Genomic DNA, 16,122 nt, shown 5'->3' with positions numbered 1-16,122 from the left:
ATGCTGGTCACGCTACATCAACTGAACGTGTCGGAGCTTGCTGCCATCCTGGAGCAGGGCAGCTCTTTCTCCGCACTTGGCTTTGTACATCAAGGGGCGCTGCCCCCTCCGTTTGTGATGCGCCGCGCTCTGGAAATGGTCTCTGCGGGTGAGCCCGAACCATGGTGGTCACCCTTTCTTATTCTGGAAGGTCCGGAGCATGCGATTGTTGGTGGGTGTGCCTTCAAAGGCCAGCCCAAGTCCGGGAGAGTCGAAGTTCTGTATGGAGTGTCAAAGGGCTGCCGTGGCCGTGGCATAGCTGGCGCTGCAGTAAGAGCCTTGACGGCAGTTGCATTCGCACGTGGCGCAGTCGAAGTGCTTGCCGAGATCGAGCCTCACAATGTCGCTTCAATCCGGGTGGTTGAAGCGTGCGGTTTTGAACGCTTGAGCGAACGTCTCGCGGGAGATGGCAAGGTAGTGAGGCAATGGTTGCTCGTTCGAAACTCGTGCTTGGCGTCATGCTCGATCTGACAGCCTCAGGCGCTGAAGCGCTTGAGGTATCCCACGCCGCCTTGCCTGCGGCAGGTTTACACGAGATTGACAGGTTCAACAAAACAACGTCATAGGTGAATACGCAATGACAGACGGTGACGCACACCCCAACACTACCGATCCAGCTATCGGATTTCCAGCGCTTGCAACGATCGATGTTGCGGCCATGGTCAACGCATGCAAGGAGGATTGGTGTGACCAAACTCTTTGCCGGGTAAATGACTCCATCATCAGTCTCGGCGTCAGACATGGCGAATATCATTGGCACAAGCACGATGTCGATGATGAGTTCTTTTTTGTGCTGGATGGCTTACTGATCGTCGACCTGGAGGATCGCTCCATTGAGCTTCGGCCTCAGGAAGGATTTGTCGTACCCAAGGGAGTTGCCCACCGTCCGCGAGCCCCAGATAGGGCTGTCGTTCTCATGATTTGGTCAGTCGGTCACCGGTCATGAGGGTGGGATAAAAAAGCTGGTCAGAGCCACTTCCTGCAACACTTTTTCTTCAGCTATGGCCGATGGGTTTCGCCGACGCTGCTCGAGCCTTTGCACATCGGGACACACCCATGCCGGCAAAACGCAGGGAATAAGGTGTCAGTGACCATTCCTTCGCCTTCAGGTTGGCCGAGCGGCGGGTTGTCGCGACACGCACTCCGCATGGGTGACTGAAGAAATCCGGCACCGCTGTCAGAATCTCGATTCCTTTCCACCTGGGAGCCGCTGATGCCTTCTCGTTCTGCCTCATGCTCTTGCGGCCAATTGGTCGCGACAACTTCAGCCGAGCCCATCCGCGTCTCGATCTGCCACTGTCTCGCGTGCCAGCGTCGGACCGGCAGCGTGTTTGGCGTGCAGGCGCGGTTTCCAGCCAGTGCGGTCACTGTCAGCGGAAACGCAAAGCAGTTCGTTTGCGTCGGCGACGAAGGGAGTCGAGCCACCTTCAACTTCTGCCCGCATTGCGGCTCGACGGTCTACTACACCATGGAAGGCGATGTAGAGAGCATGGCCATCCCGGTGGGTGCCTTCGCGGATCCGTCCTTCCCCGCGCCCAGCGTCTCGGTGTACGGGGGGCGCATGCACGCCTGGGTGAGCCTGCCTCGGGACATAAAGCACATGGTGTAGTTCTCATGCGAACTATCGGTGCAGCTTCACTTACCGTCACTGTCCGAACCGCTCAATGAGCGTGGTGCCTTTTATGACAGCGGCCAACAACGGCCGGTCGACCTCTGCAAATGCGCGCCACCTAGCCGCCATTCAAAAAGCGTCGGGCGCCACATCAGGTTAGGCACACCCATCGCCGCCATCCGTCCCCTCGGCCGGGCGGCTTGCGCGGTCGTGCAGGCACCGCTTAGCCTTCGCATGGAAAATTCCTGGAGGCATGATGACCAGAGCCACGCCGCTACTCTTTTTGCTGCTGATCGCCGGAGTCATCTGGCTGAGCTGGCGCCATTACCAGAACGCCAAGGCGCTGCTGCGGAACTGGGCCGACGCCAGCGGTTTGCGCATCCTGAACGCGAAATCCAACACGTTCTGGCTGTCCGTCCCGCTATCGATGTGGCTCACCACCTCGAAGTACCAGATGATCTTTCGCATCTCTGCTTACGACGAATCCCTCCATCGCATACGCACTGGCCTGGTGAGACTGGGCACGCCCATATGGGGCATCATGAACCGCGACGCGGTCGACGTGTTCTGGGACAACGAAAGCTGAGGCTCGTCGGACGACTTTGTTCTGAACCAAAGGGCTAAGGGCTTGCATTCGACTCGTGTGGGTCCGGTCCGCGGCTCTAGCATGGGTCAGGTTCACTTTCTCACGGCCGTAAGTGAACCTGACCCCGATCTTTTGGGGAACGTATGAACAAATGGTTGATTGCGGCCGGCTTGGTCGCAGGATTGCTGGCGTCCTGGCCTTCGGTCGCAGGCGATACGTCCGCGGCATGTAAGCCGGGCATGAAGATCTCGGAAGAAGGCTTCGTGCCGATCGACGGCATCGAACAGTGGGTCACCATTCGTGGTGCGGACTGCGCCAATCCCGTTGTTCTGATGGTGCATGGCGGCCCGGGTAATCCATCAACGCCTTTTGCCGAAAATCTCTACGGCCCGTGGGAGAAGGATTTCACGCTTGTGCAGTGGGACCAGCGCGGAAGCGGCAAGACGTTTGCGCAAAACCCTGATACGGCCACTCGCCCGCTCACGATGGCGCTGATGGCAAGGGATGGCGTGGAGGTGGCTGCCTATGCCACGCATCGCCTGGGCAAGCGGCAGGTGATCTTGTTCGGCGGCTCCTGGGGTTCGGCGCTGGCGATCAACATGCTCAAGCTGCAGCCCAAGCTGTTCTCCGCCTACCAAGGCACATCGCAGTTGGTCGAGTACCACGCGAACCAGAATGCCACCTACACGCGCGTCTTGGAGCTGACGCGCGCCGCCGGCGACAAAGAGGCGGTCGCCTCGCTCGATGCCCTTGGTGCACCACCGTGGCAAAACCCGCGCGCCTTCGGCATCGTTCGTCGCATCACACGCCGGTACGAGGCGAAGACCACCCAGCCCGCGCCGGACACGTGGTGGAATTCCCGGTCGCCATACGACACCGCGGCCTACAAGACGGCGTATACCGGCGGTGAGGACTACTCGTACATGCAGTTCGTGGGCATGAAGGGCGATGGCATGCTCTCGCACATCGACTTGCCGGCCCTCGGCACGACCTTCCCCATGCCGGTCTTCATCATCCAAGGCAAAGAAGACCTCCTCACCATGCCGAGCGTGACCAAGGCGTATTTCGACCGCATCAAAGCGCCGACCAAGAAATACATCCTGCTCGACAAGGTCGGCCACGACCCCAATCCGCTCATGGTCGATGCACAGTTCCGGGTGCTGAAGACGCAGATCGAGCCGCTCGTTCAAGACTATCGGGGTCAGGTTCACTTACGGCCGTGAGAAAGTGAACCTGATCTTGGATTTTTGATCGGGCGCAAAATATCAGTGGTCCGCCTAGATGTAGTTCGTGCCTTTGCCTTCCCCTTATGGATAAAGGAAAACGCCAGTGGCTCATCGTGCAAAGATTGTCGCGATATGTACGTTTCTCTGCATAGCCAATTGCCCATTGTTTGGTCAGGTGACGCCAGGCACTAACAAGTTTCCGAATGACTTGGGGCAACGGATCAATGAAATTGAATCCTGTCTTCCAGATCCTGTCATCGTCAAGGGCGAACCGCCATCCTGTCACACACTCGCGGAGCGGATGCGGGCGTTACATGTTCCCGGGATAAGCGTTGCCGTTATTCACAAGGGGACCCTCGAATGGGCAAAGGGCTTTGGTGTTGAGCGGATTGGCGGAGAACCCGTCACCGCCGAGACGCTCTTTCAAGCGGGATCGATCAGCAAGCCGATTGCAGCCATGGCAGCCCTTCGTCTCGTCCGGCAGGGCAAGCTCTCGCTCGACGCGGATGTGAATAGCGTACTCACGACCTGGAAGGTGCCGGCGAGTCCCGCAGCACCCGGCGCGACGGTGACCTTGCGTGAACTGCTCACGCATACGGCAGGATTTACCGTGCATGGCTTTCCCGGTTACGCGGCCAATACGCCTGTACCGACTCTTGTTCAGGTGCTGAATGGCGAAAAACCCGCCAACAACGAACCGATTCGACTGGAAAGCGTGCCGGGGAGTAAGTGGAAATATTCCGGCGGTGGTTACACCGTCATGCAACAACTTCTTTTGGACGCATCAAAGCGACCTTTCACCGAGTTGCTTCACGATACGGTGCTGATTCCGATAGGCATGATCCACAGCACCTATGAGCAGCCCCTGCCGATTTCGCTCAAGGTCGAGGCGGCGACGCCTTACGGTGCCCATGGAGAGCCTATTCCTGGCGGAGCACATACTTATCCAGAGAAGGCCGCCGCGGGCCTTTGGACCACGCCATCCGATCTCGCTCGGTATGTGCTCGAGGTTCAGCAGTCATTGCAGGGCAAAGCCAACCACGTACTCAGCCCAGACCTGACGAAGCAAATGCTCAATCCAGGCAAAGGACATTGGGGCCTTGGTCTTGAGATCGGTGGCTCCCCGACCGATCCCTATTTCTCCCACGGAGGCGTCGATGAGGGCTTCGAGAGCCTCTTGGTTGGGTATGAGCACAATGGAGAGGGCGCAGTCGTCATGACTAACGCCAAAGGAGGTGGGCGGCTCGCTTCGCAGGTCATGATGAGCATCGCAACTGCATACGCCTGGCCTGATTTCCAGCCACCAGTACGCACCGCCGTTGAGTTGGATCGGTCCGTCCTTGCTGGTTACGTTGGGACATATCAATTGGCACCGGACTTCAGCCTGGTCTTCACGATCGAGGGAGGGCAGTTGATGGCCCAGGCCACGAATCAACGGAAGCTTCCGATTTTCCCTGAATCGAAAACCAGGTTTTTTTGGAAAGTTGTGAACGCCGAGGTTGAGTTTGTTCCAGACAGTACGGGGCACATAAAGTACGTCGTGTTACACCAAAATGGCCAGGACAATAAAGGCGTTAAGAAGTAATCATTGGGCGCAAACATTGGCACGCAGCCAGAACCGGGGGCAGAGCGCGCTTCTTAACAGGCCGGATTCTTTGAGTGCGCCCTGACCAAGCAGTTCTTTGAGACGTTACGAGCTGGACCGAGGCCGCCCGTTGTCGAACCGGGCGGCCATTTTCTTTATGCCCGTGGACCGGAGCTAAGATAACTTCGTACGGGGCGAGCGGAGGCGGGGATGTGGAAGCGGGTGGTCGGCTACGGGGCGCTGCTGGCGGCAGGTACGCTTGCCTTGCAGTGGCTCGACTATCAGCGCCTGGTGCGGATGCATTCGGGCGACGTCTACCTGTTTCTGGTCGCGGTGGCCTTCCTGGTGCTGGGCATCGTGCTGGGCGTGCGGGTCTTCGCCGCGCCGGCGCCGGTCGCCTTCGACGGCAACCCGAAGGCGCAGGCAGCGCTGGGTCTGAGCGAGCGGGAGCTGGAGGTGCTGCACGAACTGGCCGCCGGCCACTCCAACAAGGAGATCGCGGCGCGCCTCCACATTTCGCCGAACACGGTCAAGACGCACGTGGCACGAGTGTTCGAGAAGCTGGGCGCGAAACGGCGAACCGAGGCGATCCGCCGGGCGCGCGAGCTGGGGATCGTGCCCTGATGCGGCCCTATTCGTGGAGCCTTGCCCCCCAGGCCGTCATTCCCGCTTTCGCGGGAATGACGAACAAAAAAGCAGTTATGCGAGGCTCCTTTCGGGGTGAAAACACCAAAATCATCCATTAGGGCGATTGCCGGGCGGCGCCGGATCGCGGTCAATGACGGTCCTGTCCACCACTCAAGGAGTCACACCATGTTGCGCACCATCCTGAAGTACGGCCTGATCGCGGGCCTGGTCGTCGGCGGCTTCGAGCTCGTCACCTTCGTCGTGTTCTCGGGTATGCCGCCGCTGAAGTACGGCATGGTGATCGGTTATACGACCATGCTGATCGCACTGAGCGCGGTGTTCGTGGGGATCAAGCGGCACCGCGATGTGGACCGAGGCGGGGTGATCGGGTTCTGGCCGGCGCTCGGGGTCGGGCTGGGGGTCAGCTTCATCGCCGGGATCTTCTACGTGGTCGCGTGGGAAGCGGTGCAGGCGATGACGCACATGGATTTCGCCACCTCCTATGCGAACGCGATCATCGCGAGCGAAAAGGCGAAGGGTGCGAGCGCCGAGGCGCTGGCGAAGTTGAGCGCCGACATGGAGGCTTTCAAGGTGCAGTATGCGAACCCGATGTACCGCCTGCCGATGACGTTCGCGGAAATCTTCCCGGTCGGCGTGTTGGTGTCGCTGATCTCGGCGGGATTGCTGCGCAACAGCCGGTTCTTGCCCGCGCGGCGGGGTTGAGCCGCCCGCATCGTCCAGGCTTTCCTGGCCCATCAGCAACTCGAACTCCCCGTGCCTGCAGCAAGCTTGCCCGAAGAAATCCACGGAAGCGGCTGCAGCAGGCCCGTTGCGGCTTGCAGCATCGAGAGGTTGGACCTGATTCCCTGCCTTGATCGTGCAACTTTGGCGAGCGCCAAAATGGAGGAGCGTCATGAAGCTTTGGACGATTGCCCTGTGCCTGCTGGCCGCATGTGCAAGCGCGCACGCAGCGACGACGGCTTGGCAACCGGCAGCTGGAAACGCTCAAATACCGATCTGGCCGGGAGCGGCGCCTGACGCCCAACAAGTTCCCGGTCCGGAAACGCTGAAGGTGAGCGACAAGTTGTTGGCCGGCAAGCCGGTAACCGCGGTGTCCAATGTGACCAGCCCCACGATGACGGTCTATGCGCCCAAGGGGAAGAACACGGGCGCTGCGGTCGTGGTGTTTCCGGGTGGCGGTTTCCAGATCCTGGCCATGGACCTCGAAGGCACCGAAATCTGCGACTGGCTGACGTCCAGGGGCATCACCTGTGTCGTGCTGAAGTATCGCGTTCCGAGTGTGCCCTATGTCTGGAAGTGCGATTGCCGTCCGCACAATTACCAGCTATCGGTACCTTCGTTGCAGGATGCCCAGAGAACCATGCGGCTGGTGCGTCATCACGCCGCGGAATGGCACATCGATCTGCACAAGGTGGGTGTCATCGGGTTTTCAGCGGGTGGTTATCTGGTGGCGGAGATCAGCACCAACTTCAATCGGCGCCTGTATGCACCCGTCGATGCTGCCGACCAGGAAAGTGCCCGCCCGGATTTCGCGATGCCCATCTATCCGGGGCACCTCGCGGTCGACAACGACAGCAAGTTGAATCCGAATGTCCCTGTCTCACGTGAAACGCCACCCACGTTTCTGGTGCAGGCAGAAGACGACAACGTGGACGGCGTCCAGCAATCCCTGGTTTATTTCGCTGCGCTGAAGAAGGCCGGCGTGCCGACGGAAATGCATCTGTATGCGCACGGTGGGCATGCGTTCGGGCTGAGGCCAACCTCGAATCCGATCACGCAATGGCCAGCCCTGGCCGAGACATGGATGAGCACCATCGGAATGATTCCCGACGCAGGCCGATAGCAGGGGTGCCGAGTTCAGGAAGGATCTGTTTGTCCGTTGCCTTGTTTTTTCCGTCAAACTTAAATATGATACACGTAATATGAAACGAGCCACCACCCGATCCAAGGAAGCCACGCACGAACGCATCGTCGAGACCGCCGCGCGCGCCATCCGTCGCAGTGGTTATGACGGCACCAGTGTCGCAAACATCATGAAGGAGGCTGGCCTCACGCATGGTGGGTTCTATGCCCACTTCCCATCGCGTGAGGCGATGCTGGCCGAGGCGGCGGATCGCGCTGGCGCGGAGGCCGTCGCCGCATCGTCGCGCGTCGCTGCCACTGCGCCACCGGAGCAGGCATTGCAGGTGTTGCTGCGCGCCTATCTATCGAAGGAGCATGTTAAAAGCCTGGAAATGGGCTGTCCGGTGGCTTCCCTCGGTTCGGAGATGCCTCGTCAGGCGCCCGAAGTGCGTCGAGCCGCCACGCGTCGCATCAAGGAAATGATTGATGTCATTGCCCGTCAGTTGCCCGACTGGGGACAGCCTGATGCGCATGAGCACGCGCTGGTCACTGCGGCCACGATGGTTGGCGCCTTGGTCATGGCGCGTGCTGTCGACGATTCCAAGCTTTCCGACGCGTTGCTGAAGGCGGCGTTGAAACATCTCGTCCCTGGCGGTGCCTGAGCGCGCCGGTGTCGGCGCTTTCACTTGGAATTAAATATGATAATCATCATATAAGGAACGCGAAACGAACGGCACTCCCGTCCAGATCCAGCAGCCTCTGCATCGCCATCATCGCCATCATCGCCATCATCGCCATCGATTTCGCGACCACTCACTGAAAGGCATTCCCATGAAACCCAGAAAATCCGTCGCGCTCGTCACGGGAGCGTCCTCAGGTATCGGAAAGGCCACGGCAGAGCGACTCACTACCGCGGGCTATACGGTGTACGGCACCAGCAGACGCGGAGCACAGGGGAACCAGCAACGCTTTGCGATGTTGTCCCTTGACGTGACCAGTGACGCGTCGGTTGAAACTGCAGTCAGGGAAGTGATTCGATTGGAAGGCCGCATCGACCTGTTGGTGAACAACGCCGGCTTCGGCGTGGCTCCGGCCGGTGCGGAAGAAAGCTCGATCGGGCAGGCGCAGGCGATCTTCGATACCAACTTCATGGGCATCGTCCGGATGACGCGCGCCGTCGTCCCGCACATGCGACAGCAGGGCAGCGGTCGCATCATCAACATCGGCTCCGTGCTCGGTTTCCTGCCGATGCCGTACATGGCGCTGTATTCCGCCACCAAGCATGCGGTCGCGGGCTATTCGGAAGCGCTCGATCATGAGCTGCGCACGATGGGCATCCGGGTCTCTGTCGTCGAGCCTGCCTATATCAACACGCCGTTCGATGCGAACTTGATGAAACCCGACGCTCCCCTCGATGTCTACCGCGAGATTCGCACAGGCGTGGAGAAACGGGTGAAAGAAGTGCTCGTGGGCGCAGACGGACCTGAAGTCGTAGCCGAGATGGTGCTGAAGGCGGCCATGGCTGACCGTCCGAAGCTCCGTTATGCCCCGGGGCTGGCGAGCCGCATGCGATGGTTGCGCAGATTTGCGCCTGCCGGTGTGCTGGATGCAGGGGTTAGAAAAGACCTGCGGCTCGATACATCTACGCGAGAGAAAACATCATGAAGGCCTTCATCATTGATCGATACGGCAAGAAGGATCCGATGCGGCTTGGGGACATGCCACGGCCCGAGGTTCGCGACGACGATGTGCTGATCGAAGTTCACGCCGCAGGCCTGAACCTGCTGGACTCCAAAATCAAAAGTGGCGAGTTCAAGCTGATCCTGCCTTACCGCATGCCGCTGGTACTGGGCCATGACGTAGCGGGAGTCGTGGCTCAAGTGGGGTCGCGGGTTCGGCAATTCAAAGTGGGTGATGAAGTCTATTCGCGGGTGCCTGATCACCGCATCGGTACGTTTGCGCAGTTCATTGCCGTGAATGAAAACGATATCGCGCCCAAGCCCAGGAACATCACGATGGAAGAGGCGGCGTCGCTTCCGCTGGTCGGCCTGACGGCCTGGCAGGCTCTGGTTGAACGAGCGCAGCCGAAGAAAGGGCAGAAGATCTTCATCCAGGCGGGATCAGGCGGCGTCGGCACCTTCGCCATTCAACTGGCCACGCATCTCGGGGCCACGGTAGCCACCACGACGAGCAGCGCCAACACTGACTTGGTGAAGAGCCTCGGCGCGGACATCGTCATCGACTACAGGAAAGACGATTTCGAGAAAGTGCTGCAGAACTACGATGTGGTCCTGCACAGCCAGGATGCGGCGGCGCTGGAGAAATCTCTGCGCGTGCTGAAACCCGGCGGAACCCTCATCTCGATTTCCGGCCCTCCTGATCCCACCTTCGCAAAAGGAATCGGAGCGCCGTGGTTTGTACGCCTCATCGTCCGCGTGCTGAGTTCCGGCGTCAGGAAAAAGGCGAGCCGTCGTGATCTGAAGTATTCGTTTCTCTTCATGCGGGCCAACGGAGACCAGTTGCGCGAGATCACCCAGCTCATCGAGGTAGGGGCCATTCGACCCATGATTGATCGCATCTTTCCATTCGAGTCGACCAACGATGCTTTGGCCTACGTCGAGGCAGGTCGCGCGAAGGGCAAGGTCGTAGTCAAGATCAAGTGAGCCAGGTTTTCCATCCACGGAATTTCCTATGGAGATTGCGTGGAAAAGTGTCAGGGATAAATGGCGCTTACTCAGGCGCCGTCATCCCCGCGAAAGCGGGGATCCAGTGTCTTGTGTGATCTGAAAACAGTCGAAGTCACTGGATTCCCGCTTTCGCGGGAATGACGAGAAGTGAGGTTTCGCGCTTAAGTAAGCGCCATTCGTGTCAGAGATAACTAACTTGAATTAGGTGCCTCCGTCTCCCTTCTCTGACAGAAGCGCCGATGCGCGAACGAGCATCTCGTGCGCCCCGACTCAGTCGAAGGTGCCGTGATACTTCGGCGCCGCGTCGGCGCGGGTGTTGAGTTCGAACATCACTCCACCGGGCGCGCGGCAGAAGAAGCGCGAGCCGCGCTCGTGGTCGATGACGTCCGTTTCCATTGGCACGCCATCCGCCACCATCCGTGTGTGGAGTGATTCGACCTCGGCGCGTGACGGCAGTTCGAAGCCGACATGGAAGGTGCTCGGCCATTGTGGCGTCTGCGCTTCGACATCCTCGATGACCACGTCGAAACCGGGGCGTTTCAGTATCCAGTGTCCCTCTGTCGGCGCGATGGTGAAGCCAAGGTAGGTTTCGAAGAATGCCGCCGTGCGCGCCGGCTCGTGCGAAGGGAAGCTGAGATGGTTGAGTTTCATTGGGGAAATCGCGTTCGACATGGGGATTCCGGGAGTGAGTGGATCGTGCGATCCGGGAGACGCCATGATCTCTCCCGTTTCGGTGCCGGCCTACTCGCATGCGCCGTTTTGCGCTTGCCAGCGTCGTTGTCAGTCCTTCGAGCCTGCCGCCTTTCAGTTCGCTGTTCCATTGCTCACATTTCAACGCCCGTCGGCACCGGGTGACGCGCCGAGGTAGCCAAGGATCGCGCCCAATACACGTCGTTCCAGCCGCTGCGCGTCGGATTCGCCGCGCGCGCCGGCGGCATCTACCAGCAGGCGCACCAGCGCGGCAACGTCGTCGATGGCAATTTCGCGGTTCGGTTGCGGGGGAAGATCGGCATGGTCGAGTGCAGCGCGCAGCAGTCCGCGGAAGTCGCTGGCGCTTTCCACTTCCTGCTGCACTTCCGGGCGCGCTTCCTCGATATCGATCAGTCGTGCCAGCTCCGGACGCTCGAACTGATGACGGACGGCTGCGCTGACCAGATGCGCCAGCGCAGCGTGACCGTCGGGTGCATCCCTCGCTGCCGCGGCGTCTTCGCCGAAGCGGGCCTTCTCGCGGCGCATCAACGCTACCAGCAACGCATCCTTGCCGGGAAAATACTGGTAGAGCGAACCGATGCTCACGCCCGCCCGTTCGGCGACGAGGTTGGTGTTGAAGGCACCGATGCCCTGTGCTTCAAGGATCTGTGCCGCCGCCTCCAGCATCCAGGCATACGTCTCGACCGCACGCGGTTGCACGGGTTTCTTGCGCGGGCGCAGCGATGGCGGTGAAGGGCTCATGCTTGCCGGATTCCAGGGAAAAACAGCGCGAGGTTCATACCATGGCGGATTCAGTTGTTCTTTGAGCCAGCCGATCCTTCCTTCAAAAGTCCGAGCCGCAACAAGCTTTCGGCAGTGGCGACGATCGCGTCTTCGTTCGAACGCGGTGCCCAGCCGAGCATGCGTTGGGCTTTTTCGCTGGTGGCGTTCTTCGGCCTGCCGAGTTCGGGAAGGATCTGTTTGACCGCTGGGTCGCCTAACGAGGCGAGGCGCACGATCCAGTTCGGCAATTGCCGGGTCGGCACCCGTTTGGCTGAGGCGCCCAAGCGGTTCTTCAAGATCCTGGCGATGTCGCGGATCGAGAGGAAATCGCCGGCGACGGCGAGGAATCGCTCGCCCTTCGCGGCGGGATCGGTCATGGCGCGGATGTGCAGATCGGCGACATCGCGCACATCGACGGCACCGAAAGTGAGTTGCGGGCAACCGGGCATGGCGCCGTCCATCAGCCGCTGCACCAGCAGGATCGAGGTCGAGTAGTCCGGCCCCAGCACCGGGCCGAACACGCCGACCGGATTGACCACGGCAAGTTCGAGGGCGCCGCCTTCGCTGGCGATGAAATCCCAGGCTGCGCGTTCGGCCAGGGTCTTCGATTTCGCGTAGGGCTGCACATCTTCGCCGGCGGGATCGGTCCAGTTGCTTTCGTTGAACGGTGCCGTCTGCACTTCCTGCCCATAGCCGATCGCCGCGAACGAGGAGGTCAGCACCACGCGCTTGACGCCAGCGTCGCGCGCGGCGCGCAGGACGCGGAGCGCACCTTCGCGCGCGGGCACGATCAACTCGTCCTCGTGCTTGGGGAGGGTGGCAGGAAACGGCGACGCGATGTGCAGCACGTATTCGCAGCCGGCGACGGCTTGCGGCCAGCCGGCGTCGCTCTCGAGATCGGCGACCACAAAGGAGAGCCGTTCGTCCGACTCAACGCCACCTTGCTTCAGCATCGCGCGTACATCGCCTTCGCGCTTCAGGCTGCGCACCGTGGTGCGTACCAGGTGGCCTGCCGCCAGCAGCTGCAGGATGGCCTGGCTGCCGATGAAGCCTGATCCGCCGGTTACCAGAACAGTGCTCATGGTTGTTCCTGTTGAAAGAGGTGGTGGTGCTGGTACGTGATAGTAGCCGTCTCCAGATTCCAGGAAAGGGGACGGTTGAGCTTTTGTCGATGATGACAAGACGATGCCATGCCAGGTACGCCCTGGGAGTCCCTGGCCGGCCTTTGAACCCTCTGCCAGGCCTGATCCACGGGTTGGTGGCGGGCCATGGATGACACGGAGTCAAACTCGGGGCAACATGCCGATACAACCAAAGCTCGCACATGCAACAAGGACGGTCTGCCATGGCGTATACATCCAGCAACTATGCAAGCAACCTCAATGCTCCCGTTGGAAAATGGGTGTGCTCACCGACATCTCGCCTCGGGCCTTTCGATCAGGCGCCAACGGACGGCCAAACCCGCGGAACGGATCTGTGCGGGCAGTGCGTATCGTATGTAAAGAAGGTTTGCCCTTCTTTGCCCATCACGAGCCAGTGGAGGAAGGGGGCGGCTGTCCGAAACAATGCGAACATCGCCTCAGGCACAGTGATCGCAACGTTCAACGCCTCGGATCATTACGAGGGTCACGCCGCGATCTACGTCAGTCAAAACTCCGCCGGAGTGCTTGTCTACGACCAATACGTCACCCCGCCGAGTCCGAAAGCGATCGGGCCAAGAGTGTTGCGCTGGGGAGCACACGGGCGGTCCAACAACGGGGACAATTTTTATGTTGTCGAATAGGTTGCCTCTTTGTTTCCTGCTTGCGTGTCTCTGCGCTTGTTCCGCATCCCCCATTCATGCGGTGGATGTCTGCCCCGCTCAAGGCAAGTCGACGCTGCGCTCCGTGGATGTCTTTGACGGTTCGCCGGAGGAGATGGCTACTCTGGTTCCCGACGAAGCGCACGAGCGATCCGGTTACTGGCAGCTTGGATATGTCTATGACGCGGGGCGGTTTGTCTCGATTCGATGCAAATATGCCGATGGAAGCACGGTCGACGAGAAGCTCGCCCACAAGGTTGGAAGGTGCGACTACAAGATCGATGCACGGAAGACCCTTTCCCTGCGTTGCCAATAGCTGGAGAAGGCAACCGCCATCCACTCGATCAAGAAAGGTTCACCTGCTCAGGGCGATCGTGCCGCAATGGCTGATCCATACCGTGGCATCGAGGTATCGAGCAACGTGAGCTGATTTCATGCCGTCGCGCAGCGGTACGGCCCGGACCGCTAACATGGTGCTCCCGCACCGACTGACACGCACCGACATGTGCCCAACGATCCGTCTCCGCCTGCTCGCCGCCGCCCTGTGCCTGACTGTCGCGCTGCCATCGGCAGCCAGCGAGCCGCACACACCGACCATTGGCGAACAGCGCGAGGCCGTGCTGTTCTGGCCGCAGACGCAGCGCGAGGCGCAGTTCCGGCAGATGTATACGCTGTTTCCCAGCGATCGCGCCGCGCACGGTACGCATGTGCACGAGTTGCCGCAGGGCAAGCCGCTGGTCCTGGGCGGGCAGGGAGTGTCAGGGTTGCTGACTCGCTACATGGACCAGCATCACCTCGCTGGCGTGATGGTGTTGCAGGGCGGCCGCGTTCGCTTGCAGCACTATGCGCTGGGCTTCGGGCCGGAGCAGCGCTGGGAGTCGTTCTCGGTGGCCAAGTCGGTCACCTCCACCCTGGTCGGGATCGCGTTGCAGCGGGGTGACATCCACAGCATGGACGACACACTGGGCACCTATATCCCGGAGTTGCGCGACAGCGCCTACGCCAAGGTCACGGTGCAGCAGTTGCTGACGATGACCTCCGGCGTGCACTGGAACGAGGACTACGCCGACGCCAAGTCGGATGTGGCGCAGATGTATCTCCACGCCTGCGTCGACGGCCAGGCGCATGTGCTGTCGTACCTGCGCAAGCAGCCGCGGCAATGGCCCGCCGGCACGCACTGGAACTACAACACCGCGGAAACCGATCTGCTCGGCATCCTGGTGCAGCGTGCCACGCATCGCTCGCTGGCCGCCTACCTGTCACAGACCATCTGGCAGCCGTACGGCATGGCCGCCGATGCGTACTGGATCAAGGACGAATGCGATGGCAGCGACACCGGCGGCAGCGGCCTGTCGGCCACCTTGGGCGACTACGCGCGGCTGGGGCAGTTCATGCTCGACGGCGGCCGCATCGCCGGCAAGCCAGCAGTCGCCAAAGCATGGCTTGAGGGTGCGCTGCGCCGCCAGGAAAGCGTCGACGAACCCGACCGCGGATACGGCTATCTGTGGTGGACGGATGCCGATGGCAGCTATGCCGCGATCGGCATCTTCGGCCAGATGGTCTACGTCGATCCCGCGCGCCAGCTGGTGATCGCCCAGGTGGGTGCGTGGCCGCATGCGACGTCCGACGAACTGGTTGCCGCGCGGCGCGAGTTCGTGGCCGCGATCAAGCACGCGGTGGATGCGGAGCGGGAGCGATCGGTGCACTGATTCGCGTTACGCGGCAGGAATGGTGGTCGTCCTCGCGAGCGCAAGCCACGCATGCACGGTGCGCAGGTTTTCCTCCATCAAACGAAGAAGCCCGGCGCCATCAACGCGCCGGGCTCCCGAGACCTTCTTCGCAGATGCAGTGAATCAATCGTGCGATTTGGCGACCACGCTGCCATCGTCCGGATCGACCAGCAGGTCGACGTCGTTGCCATGCGGCGTCTTGGCTTCAGCGGCCCACAGGCCTTCGTCGAACTTCACGTCCTTGACGTTCTGGTAGCCGGCTGTAGCCAGCTTGGCGCTGATCTCGTCCTTGCTGAGCTTGGACGGTGTATCGGCCGCATACACCTTGCCATTGACCGGCCCGACTGCGAGTTTGACCCACTTCTTGTTGCCGCCACGCGCCTTGCTGCGCCACACACCGTTCTTGAATTTCAGGCCCTTCACTTCCTTGTAGCCGGCGTTGGCGATCGCGGTCTTGACAGCATCCTCGGTCGATCCGTCAGCGGGCGGTTGGGCTGGCCACAACGTGGTCGTAGTCGTAGTAGTCGTGTGATTTGCGGTAGTGGTACTGGTCGTCGACTGGGCAGTGGCAGGCATGTCCTGCGCGAAAGCAGCGCCGCAAACCGACAGTCCAATCAACAGGGGAAGCATGCGCTTGATCATGGGGAACTCCTTGTGTGGGGAAACGAATCGGTGACGCCGGCTTGCGCAGGCCTCGTTCCGAAGTGCGAGTCTGCGAATGACACTCAGCGCAGACTCATGCAGTCAGCATGGGACCACCGCGTTAAGGACGACGGCGTGAAAGCGCGCGTGACTTTCGGGTGAAAGTAGGGGCGGTGTTCAGGTATGTCGAAATGGCGTTCGGTCTGCGCCGACCGAAATCTGGGGCAGCGTGCACTTTCGAGCGCGGGCTC

At 60.7% G+C, this 16,122-nt stretch carries 16 protein-coding genes; 12 read left to right on the top strand and 4 right to left on the bottom strand.

What is annotated here, in order from left to right; genetic code table 11:
- The 11 genes from B0E51_RS14125 to B0E51_RS14070 all read left to right on the top strand — a co-directional run bounded on the left by B0E51_RS14125 (position 1) and on the right by B0E51_RS14070 (position 10,201).
- Positions 1 to 510: a GNAT family protein gene (locus B0E51_RS14125; protein ID WP_077445504.1), complete on the top strand. Its 510-nt coding sequence runs from the start codon at positions 1 to 3 to the stop codon at positions 508 to 510.
- Positions 511 to 1,252: 742 nt separating this feature from the next.
- Complete coding sequence (locus tag B0E51_RS14115) at positions 1,253 to 1,648, top strand: GFA family protein (protein ID WP_077445502.1); 396 nt, start codon at positions 1,253 to 1,255, stop codon at positions 1,646 to 1,648.
- A gap of 259 nt (positions 1,649 to 1,907) precedes the next feature.
- The gene (locus B0E51_RS14110) at positions 1,908 to 2,237 is read left to right on the top strand and encodes a hypothetical protein (RefSeq protein ID WP_077445567.1); all 330 of its coding nucleotides are present in this window, start codon (positions 1,908 to 1,910) and stop codon (positions 2,235 to 2,237) included.
- 143 nt (positions 2,238 to 2,380) lie between these two features.
- Positions 2,381 to 3,460, top strand: a complete 1,080-nt coding sequence (locus B0E51_RS14105; RefSeq protein WP_077445501.1) for an alpha/beta hydrolase — start codon at positions 2,381 to 2,383, stop codon at positions 3,458 to 3,460.
- 106 nt (positions 3,461 to 3,566) lie between these two features.
- Complete coding sequence (locus B0E51_RS14100; RefSeq protein WP_143525933.1) at positions 3,567 to 5,048, top strand: serine hydrolase; 1,482 nt, start codon at positions 3,567 to 3,569, stop codon at positions 5,046 to 5,048.
- Between the two features lie 210 nt (positions 5,049 to 5,258).
- Positions 5,259 to 5,672 carry a response regulator transcription factor gene (locus B0E51_RS19845; protein ID WP_077445499.1) on the top strand — a complete coding sequence of 138 codons (414 nt, stop codon included), beginning with the start codon at positions 5,259 to 5,261 and terminating at the stop codon, positions 5,670 to 5,672.
- Between the two features lie 189 nt (positions 5,673 to 5,861).
- A complete protein-coding gene (locus B0E51_RS14090; protein ID WP_077445498.1) occupies positions 5,862 to 6,398 on the top strand; it encodes a DUF4199 domain-containing protein in 537 nt (178 codons plus the stop codon).
- Positions 6,399 to 6,588: 190 nt separating this feature from the next.
- On the top strand, positions 6,589 to 7,539 hold the full coding sequence (locus B0E51_RS14085) for an alpha/beta hydrolase (RefSeq protein WP_077445497.1): 951 nt from the start codon (positions 6,589 to 6,591) through the stop codon (positions 7,537 to 7,539).
- 79 nt (positions 7,540 to 7,618) lie between these two features.
- Complete coding sequence (locus B0E51_RS14080) at positions 7,619 to 8,200, top strand: TetR/AcrR family transcriptional regulator (RefSeq protein WP_077445496.1); 582 nt, start codon at positions 7,619 to 7,621, stop codon at positions 8,198 to 8,200.
- A 169-nt stretch (positions 8,201 to 8,369) separates the two neighbouring features.
- On the top strand, positions 8,370 to 9,203 hold the full coding sequence (locus B0E51_RS14075) for an oxidoreductase (RefSeq protein WP_077445495.1): 834 nt from the start codon (positions 8,370 to 8,372) through the stop codon (positions 9,201 to 9,203).
- Positions 9,200 to 10,201 (top strand): NADP-dependent oxidoreductase, encoded by a 1,002-nt coding sequence (locus B0E51_RS14070; RefSeq protein ID WP_077445494.1) that lies wholly within the window; start codon positions 9,200 to 9,202, stop codon positions 10,199 to 10,201. The genes B0E51_RS14075 and B0E51_RS14070 overlap by 4 nt, the downstream gene beginning before the upstream one ends.
- Positions 10,202 to 10,495: 294 nt before the next feature.
- On the opposite strand, the gene B0E51_RS14065 is transcribed toward B0E51_RS14070, so the two are convergent.
- The 3 genes from B0E51_RS14065 to B0E51_RS14055 form a co-directional block, all read right to left on the bottom strand.
- The gene (locus tag B0E51_RS14065) at positions 10,496 to 10,897 is read right to left on the bottom strand and encodes a VOC family protein (RefSeq protein ID WP_174570676.1); all 402 of its coding nucleotides are present in this window, start codon (positions 10,895 to 10,897) and stop codon (positions 10,496 to 10,498) included.
- A 159-nt stretch (positions 10,898 to 11,056) separates the two neighbouring features.
- A complete protein-coding gene (locus B0E51_RS14060) occupies positions 11,057 to 11,677 on the bottom strand; it encodes a TetR/AcrR family transcriptional regulator (RefSeq protein ID WP_077445492.1) in 621 nt (206 codons plus the stop codon).
- Between the two features lie 50 nt (positions 11,678 to 11,727).
- The gene (locus B0E51_RS14055) at positions 11,728 to 12,780 is read right to left on the bottom strand and encodes an aldehyde reductase (RefSeq protein ID WP_077445491.1); all 1,053 of its coding nucleotides are present in this window, start codon (positions 12,778 to 12,780) and stop codon (positions 11,728 to 11,730) included.
- A 1,222-nt stretch (positions 12,781 to 14,002) separates the two neighbouring features.
- On the opposite strand from B0E51_RS14055, the gene B0E51_RS14040 reads away from it, so the two are divergent.
- Complete coding sequence (locus B0E51_RS14040) at positions 14,003 to 15,208, top strand: serine hydrolase (RefSeq protein ID WP_077445566.1); 1,206 nt, start codon at positions 14,003 to 14,005, stop codon at positions 15,206 to 15,208.
- Positions 15,209 to 15,352: 144 nt separating this feature from the next.
- Here the strand turns inward: B0E51_RS14040 and B0E51_RS14035 are convergent, their stop codons facing one another.
- Positions 15,353 to 15,871: a PepSY domain-containing protein gene (locus B0E51_RS14035; RefSeq protein ID WP_077445488.1), complete on the bottom strand. Its 519-nt coding sequence runs from the start codon at positions 15,869 to 15,871 to the stop codon at positions 15,353 to 15,355.
- Between the last annotated feature and the right edge of the window lie 251 nt (positions 15,872 to 16,122).

The organism is Rhodanobacter sp. C05, assembly GCF_002001165.1.
Classification (GTDB): domain Bacteria; phylum Pseudomonadota; class Gammaproteobacteria; order Xanthomonadales; family Rhodanobacteraceae; genus Rhodanobacter.
This window is presented reverse-complemented; position numbering and strand designations above follow the sequence as displayed.

What these genes read in the sequence shown, in the direction of transcription:
- B0E51_RS14035 (WP_077445488.1), bottom strand. Translation starts at nt 15,871, where the DNA reads ATGATCAAGCGCATGCTTCCCCTGTTGATTGGACTGTCGGTTTGCGGC.
- B0E51_RS19845 (WP_077445499.1), top strand. Translation starts at nt 5,259, where the DNA reads ATGTGGAAGCGGGTGGTCGGCTACGGGGCGCTGCTGGCGGCAGGTACG.
- B0E51_RS14125 (WP_077445504.1), top strand. Translation starts at nt 1, where the DNA reads ATGCTGGTCACGCTACATCAACTGAACGTGTCGGAGCTTGCTGCCATC.
- B0E51_RS14080 (WP_077445496.1), top strand. Translation starts at nt 7,619, where the DNA reads ATGAAACGAGCCACCACCCGATCCAAGGAAGCCACGCACGAACGCATC.
- B0E51_RS14110 (WP_077445567.1), top strand. Translation starts at nt 1,908, where the DNA reads ATGACCAGAGCCACGCCGCTACTCTTTTTGCTGCTGATCGCCGGAGTC.
- B0E51_RS14090 (WP_077445498.1), top strand. Translation starts at nt 5,862, where the DNA reads ATGTTGCGCACCATCCTGAAGTACGGCCTGATCGCGGGCCTGGTCGTC.
- B0E51_RS14065 (WP_174570676.1), bottom strand. Translation starts at nt 10,897, where the DNA reads ATGTCGAACGCGATTTCCCCAATGAAACTCAACCATCTCAGCTTCCCT.
- B0E51_RS14060 (WP_077445492.1), bottom strand. Translation starts at nt 11,677, where the DNA reads ATGAGCCCTTCACCGCCATCGCTGCGCCCGCGCAAGAAACCCGTGCAA.
- B0E51_RS14075 (WP_077445495.1), top strand. Translation starts at nt 8,370, where the DNA reads ATGAAACCCAGAAAATCCGTCGCGCTCGTCACGGGAGCGTCCTCAGGT.
- B0E51_RS14105 (WP_077445501.1), top strand. Translation starts at nt 2,381, where the DNA reads ATGAACAAATGGTTGATTGCGGCCGGCTTGGTCGCAGGATTGCTGGCG.
- B0E51_RS14070 (WP_077445494.1), top strand. Translation starts at nt 9,200, where the DNA reads ATGAAGGCCTTCATCATTGATCGATACGGCAAGAAGGATCCGATGCGG.
- B0E51_RS14040 (WP_077445566.1), top strand. Translation starts at nt 14,003, where the DNA reads ATGTGCCCAACGATCCGTCTCCGCCTGCTCGCCGCCGCCCTGTGCCTG.
- B0E51_RS14085 (WP_077445497.1), top strand. Translation starts at nt 6,589, where the DNA reads ATGAAGCTTTGGACGATTGCCCTGTGCCTGCTGGCCGCATGTGCAAGC.
- B0E51_RS14115 (WP_077445502.1), top strand. Translation starts at nt 1,253, where the DNA reads ATGCCTTCTCGTTCTGCCTCATGCTCTTGCGGCCAATTGGTCGCGACA.
- B0E51_RS14055 (WP_077445491.1), bottom strand. Translation starts at nt 12,780, where the DNA reads ATGAGCACTGTTCTGGTAACCGGCGGATCAGGCTTCATCGGCAGCCAG.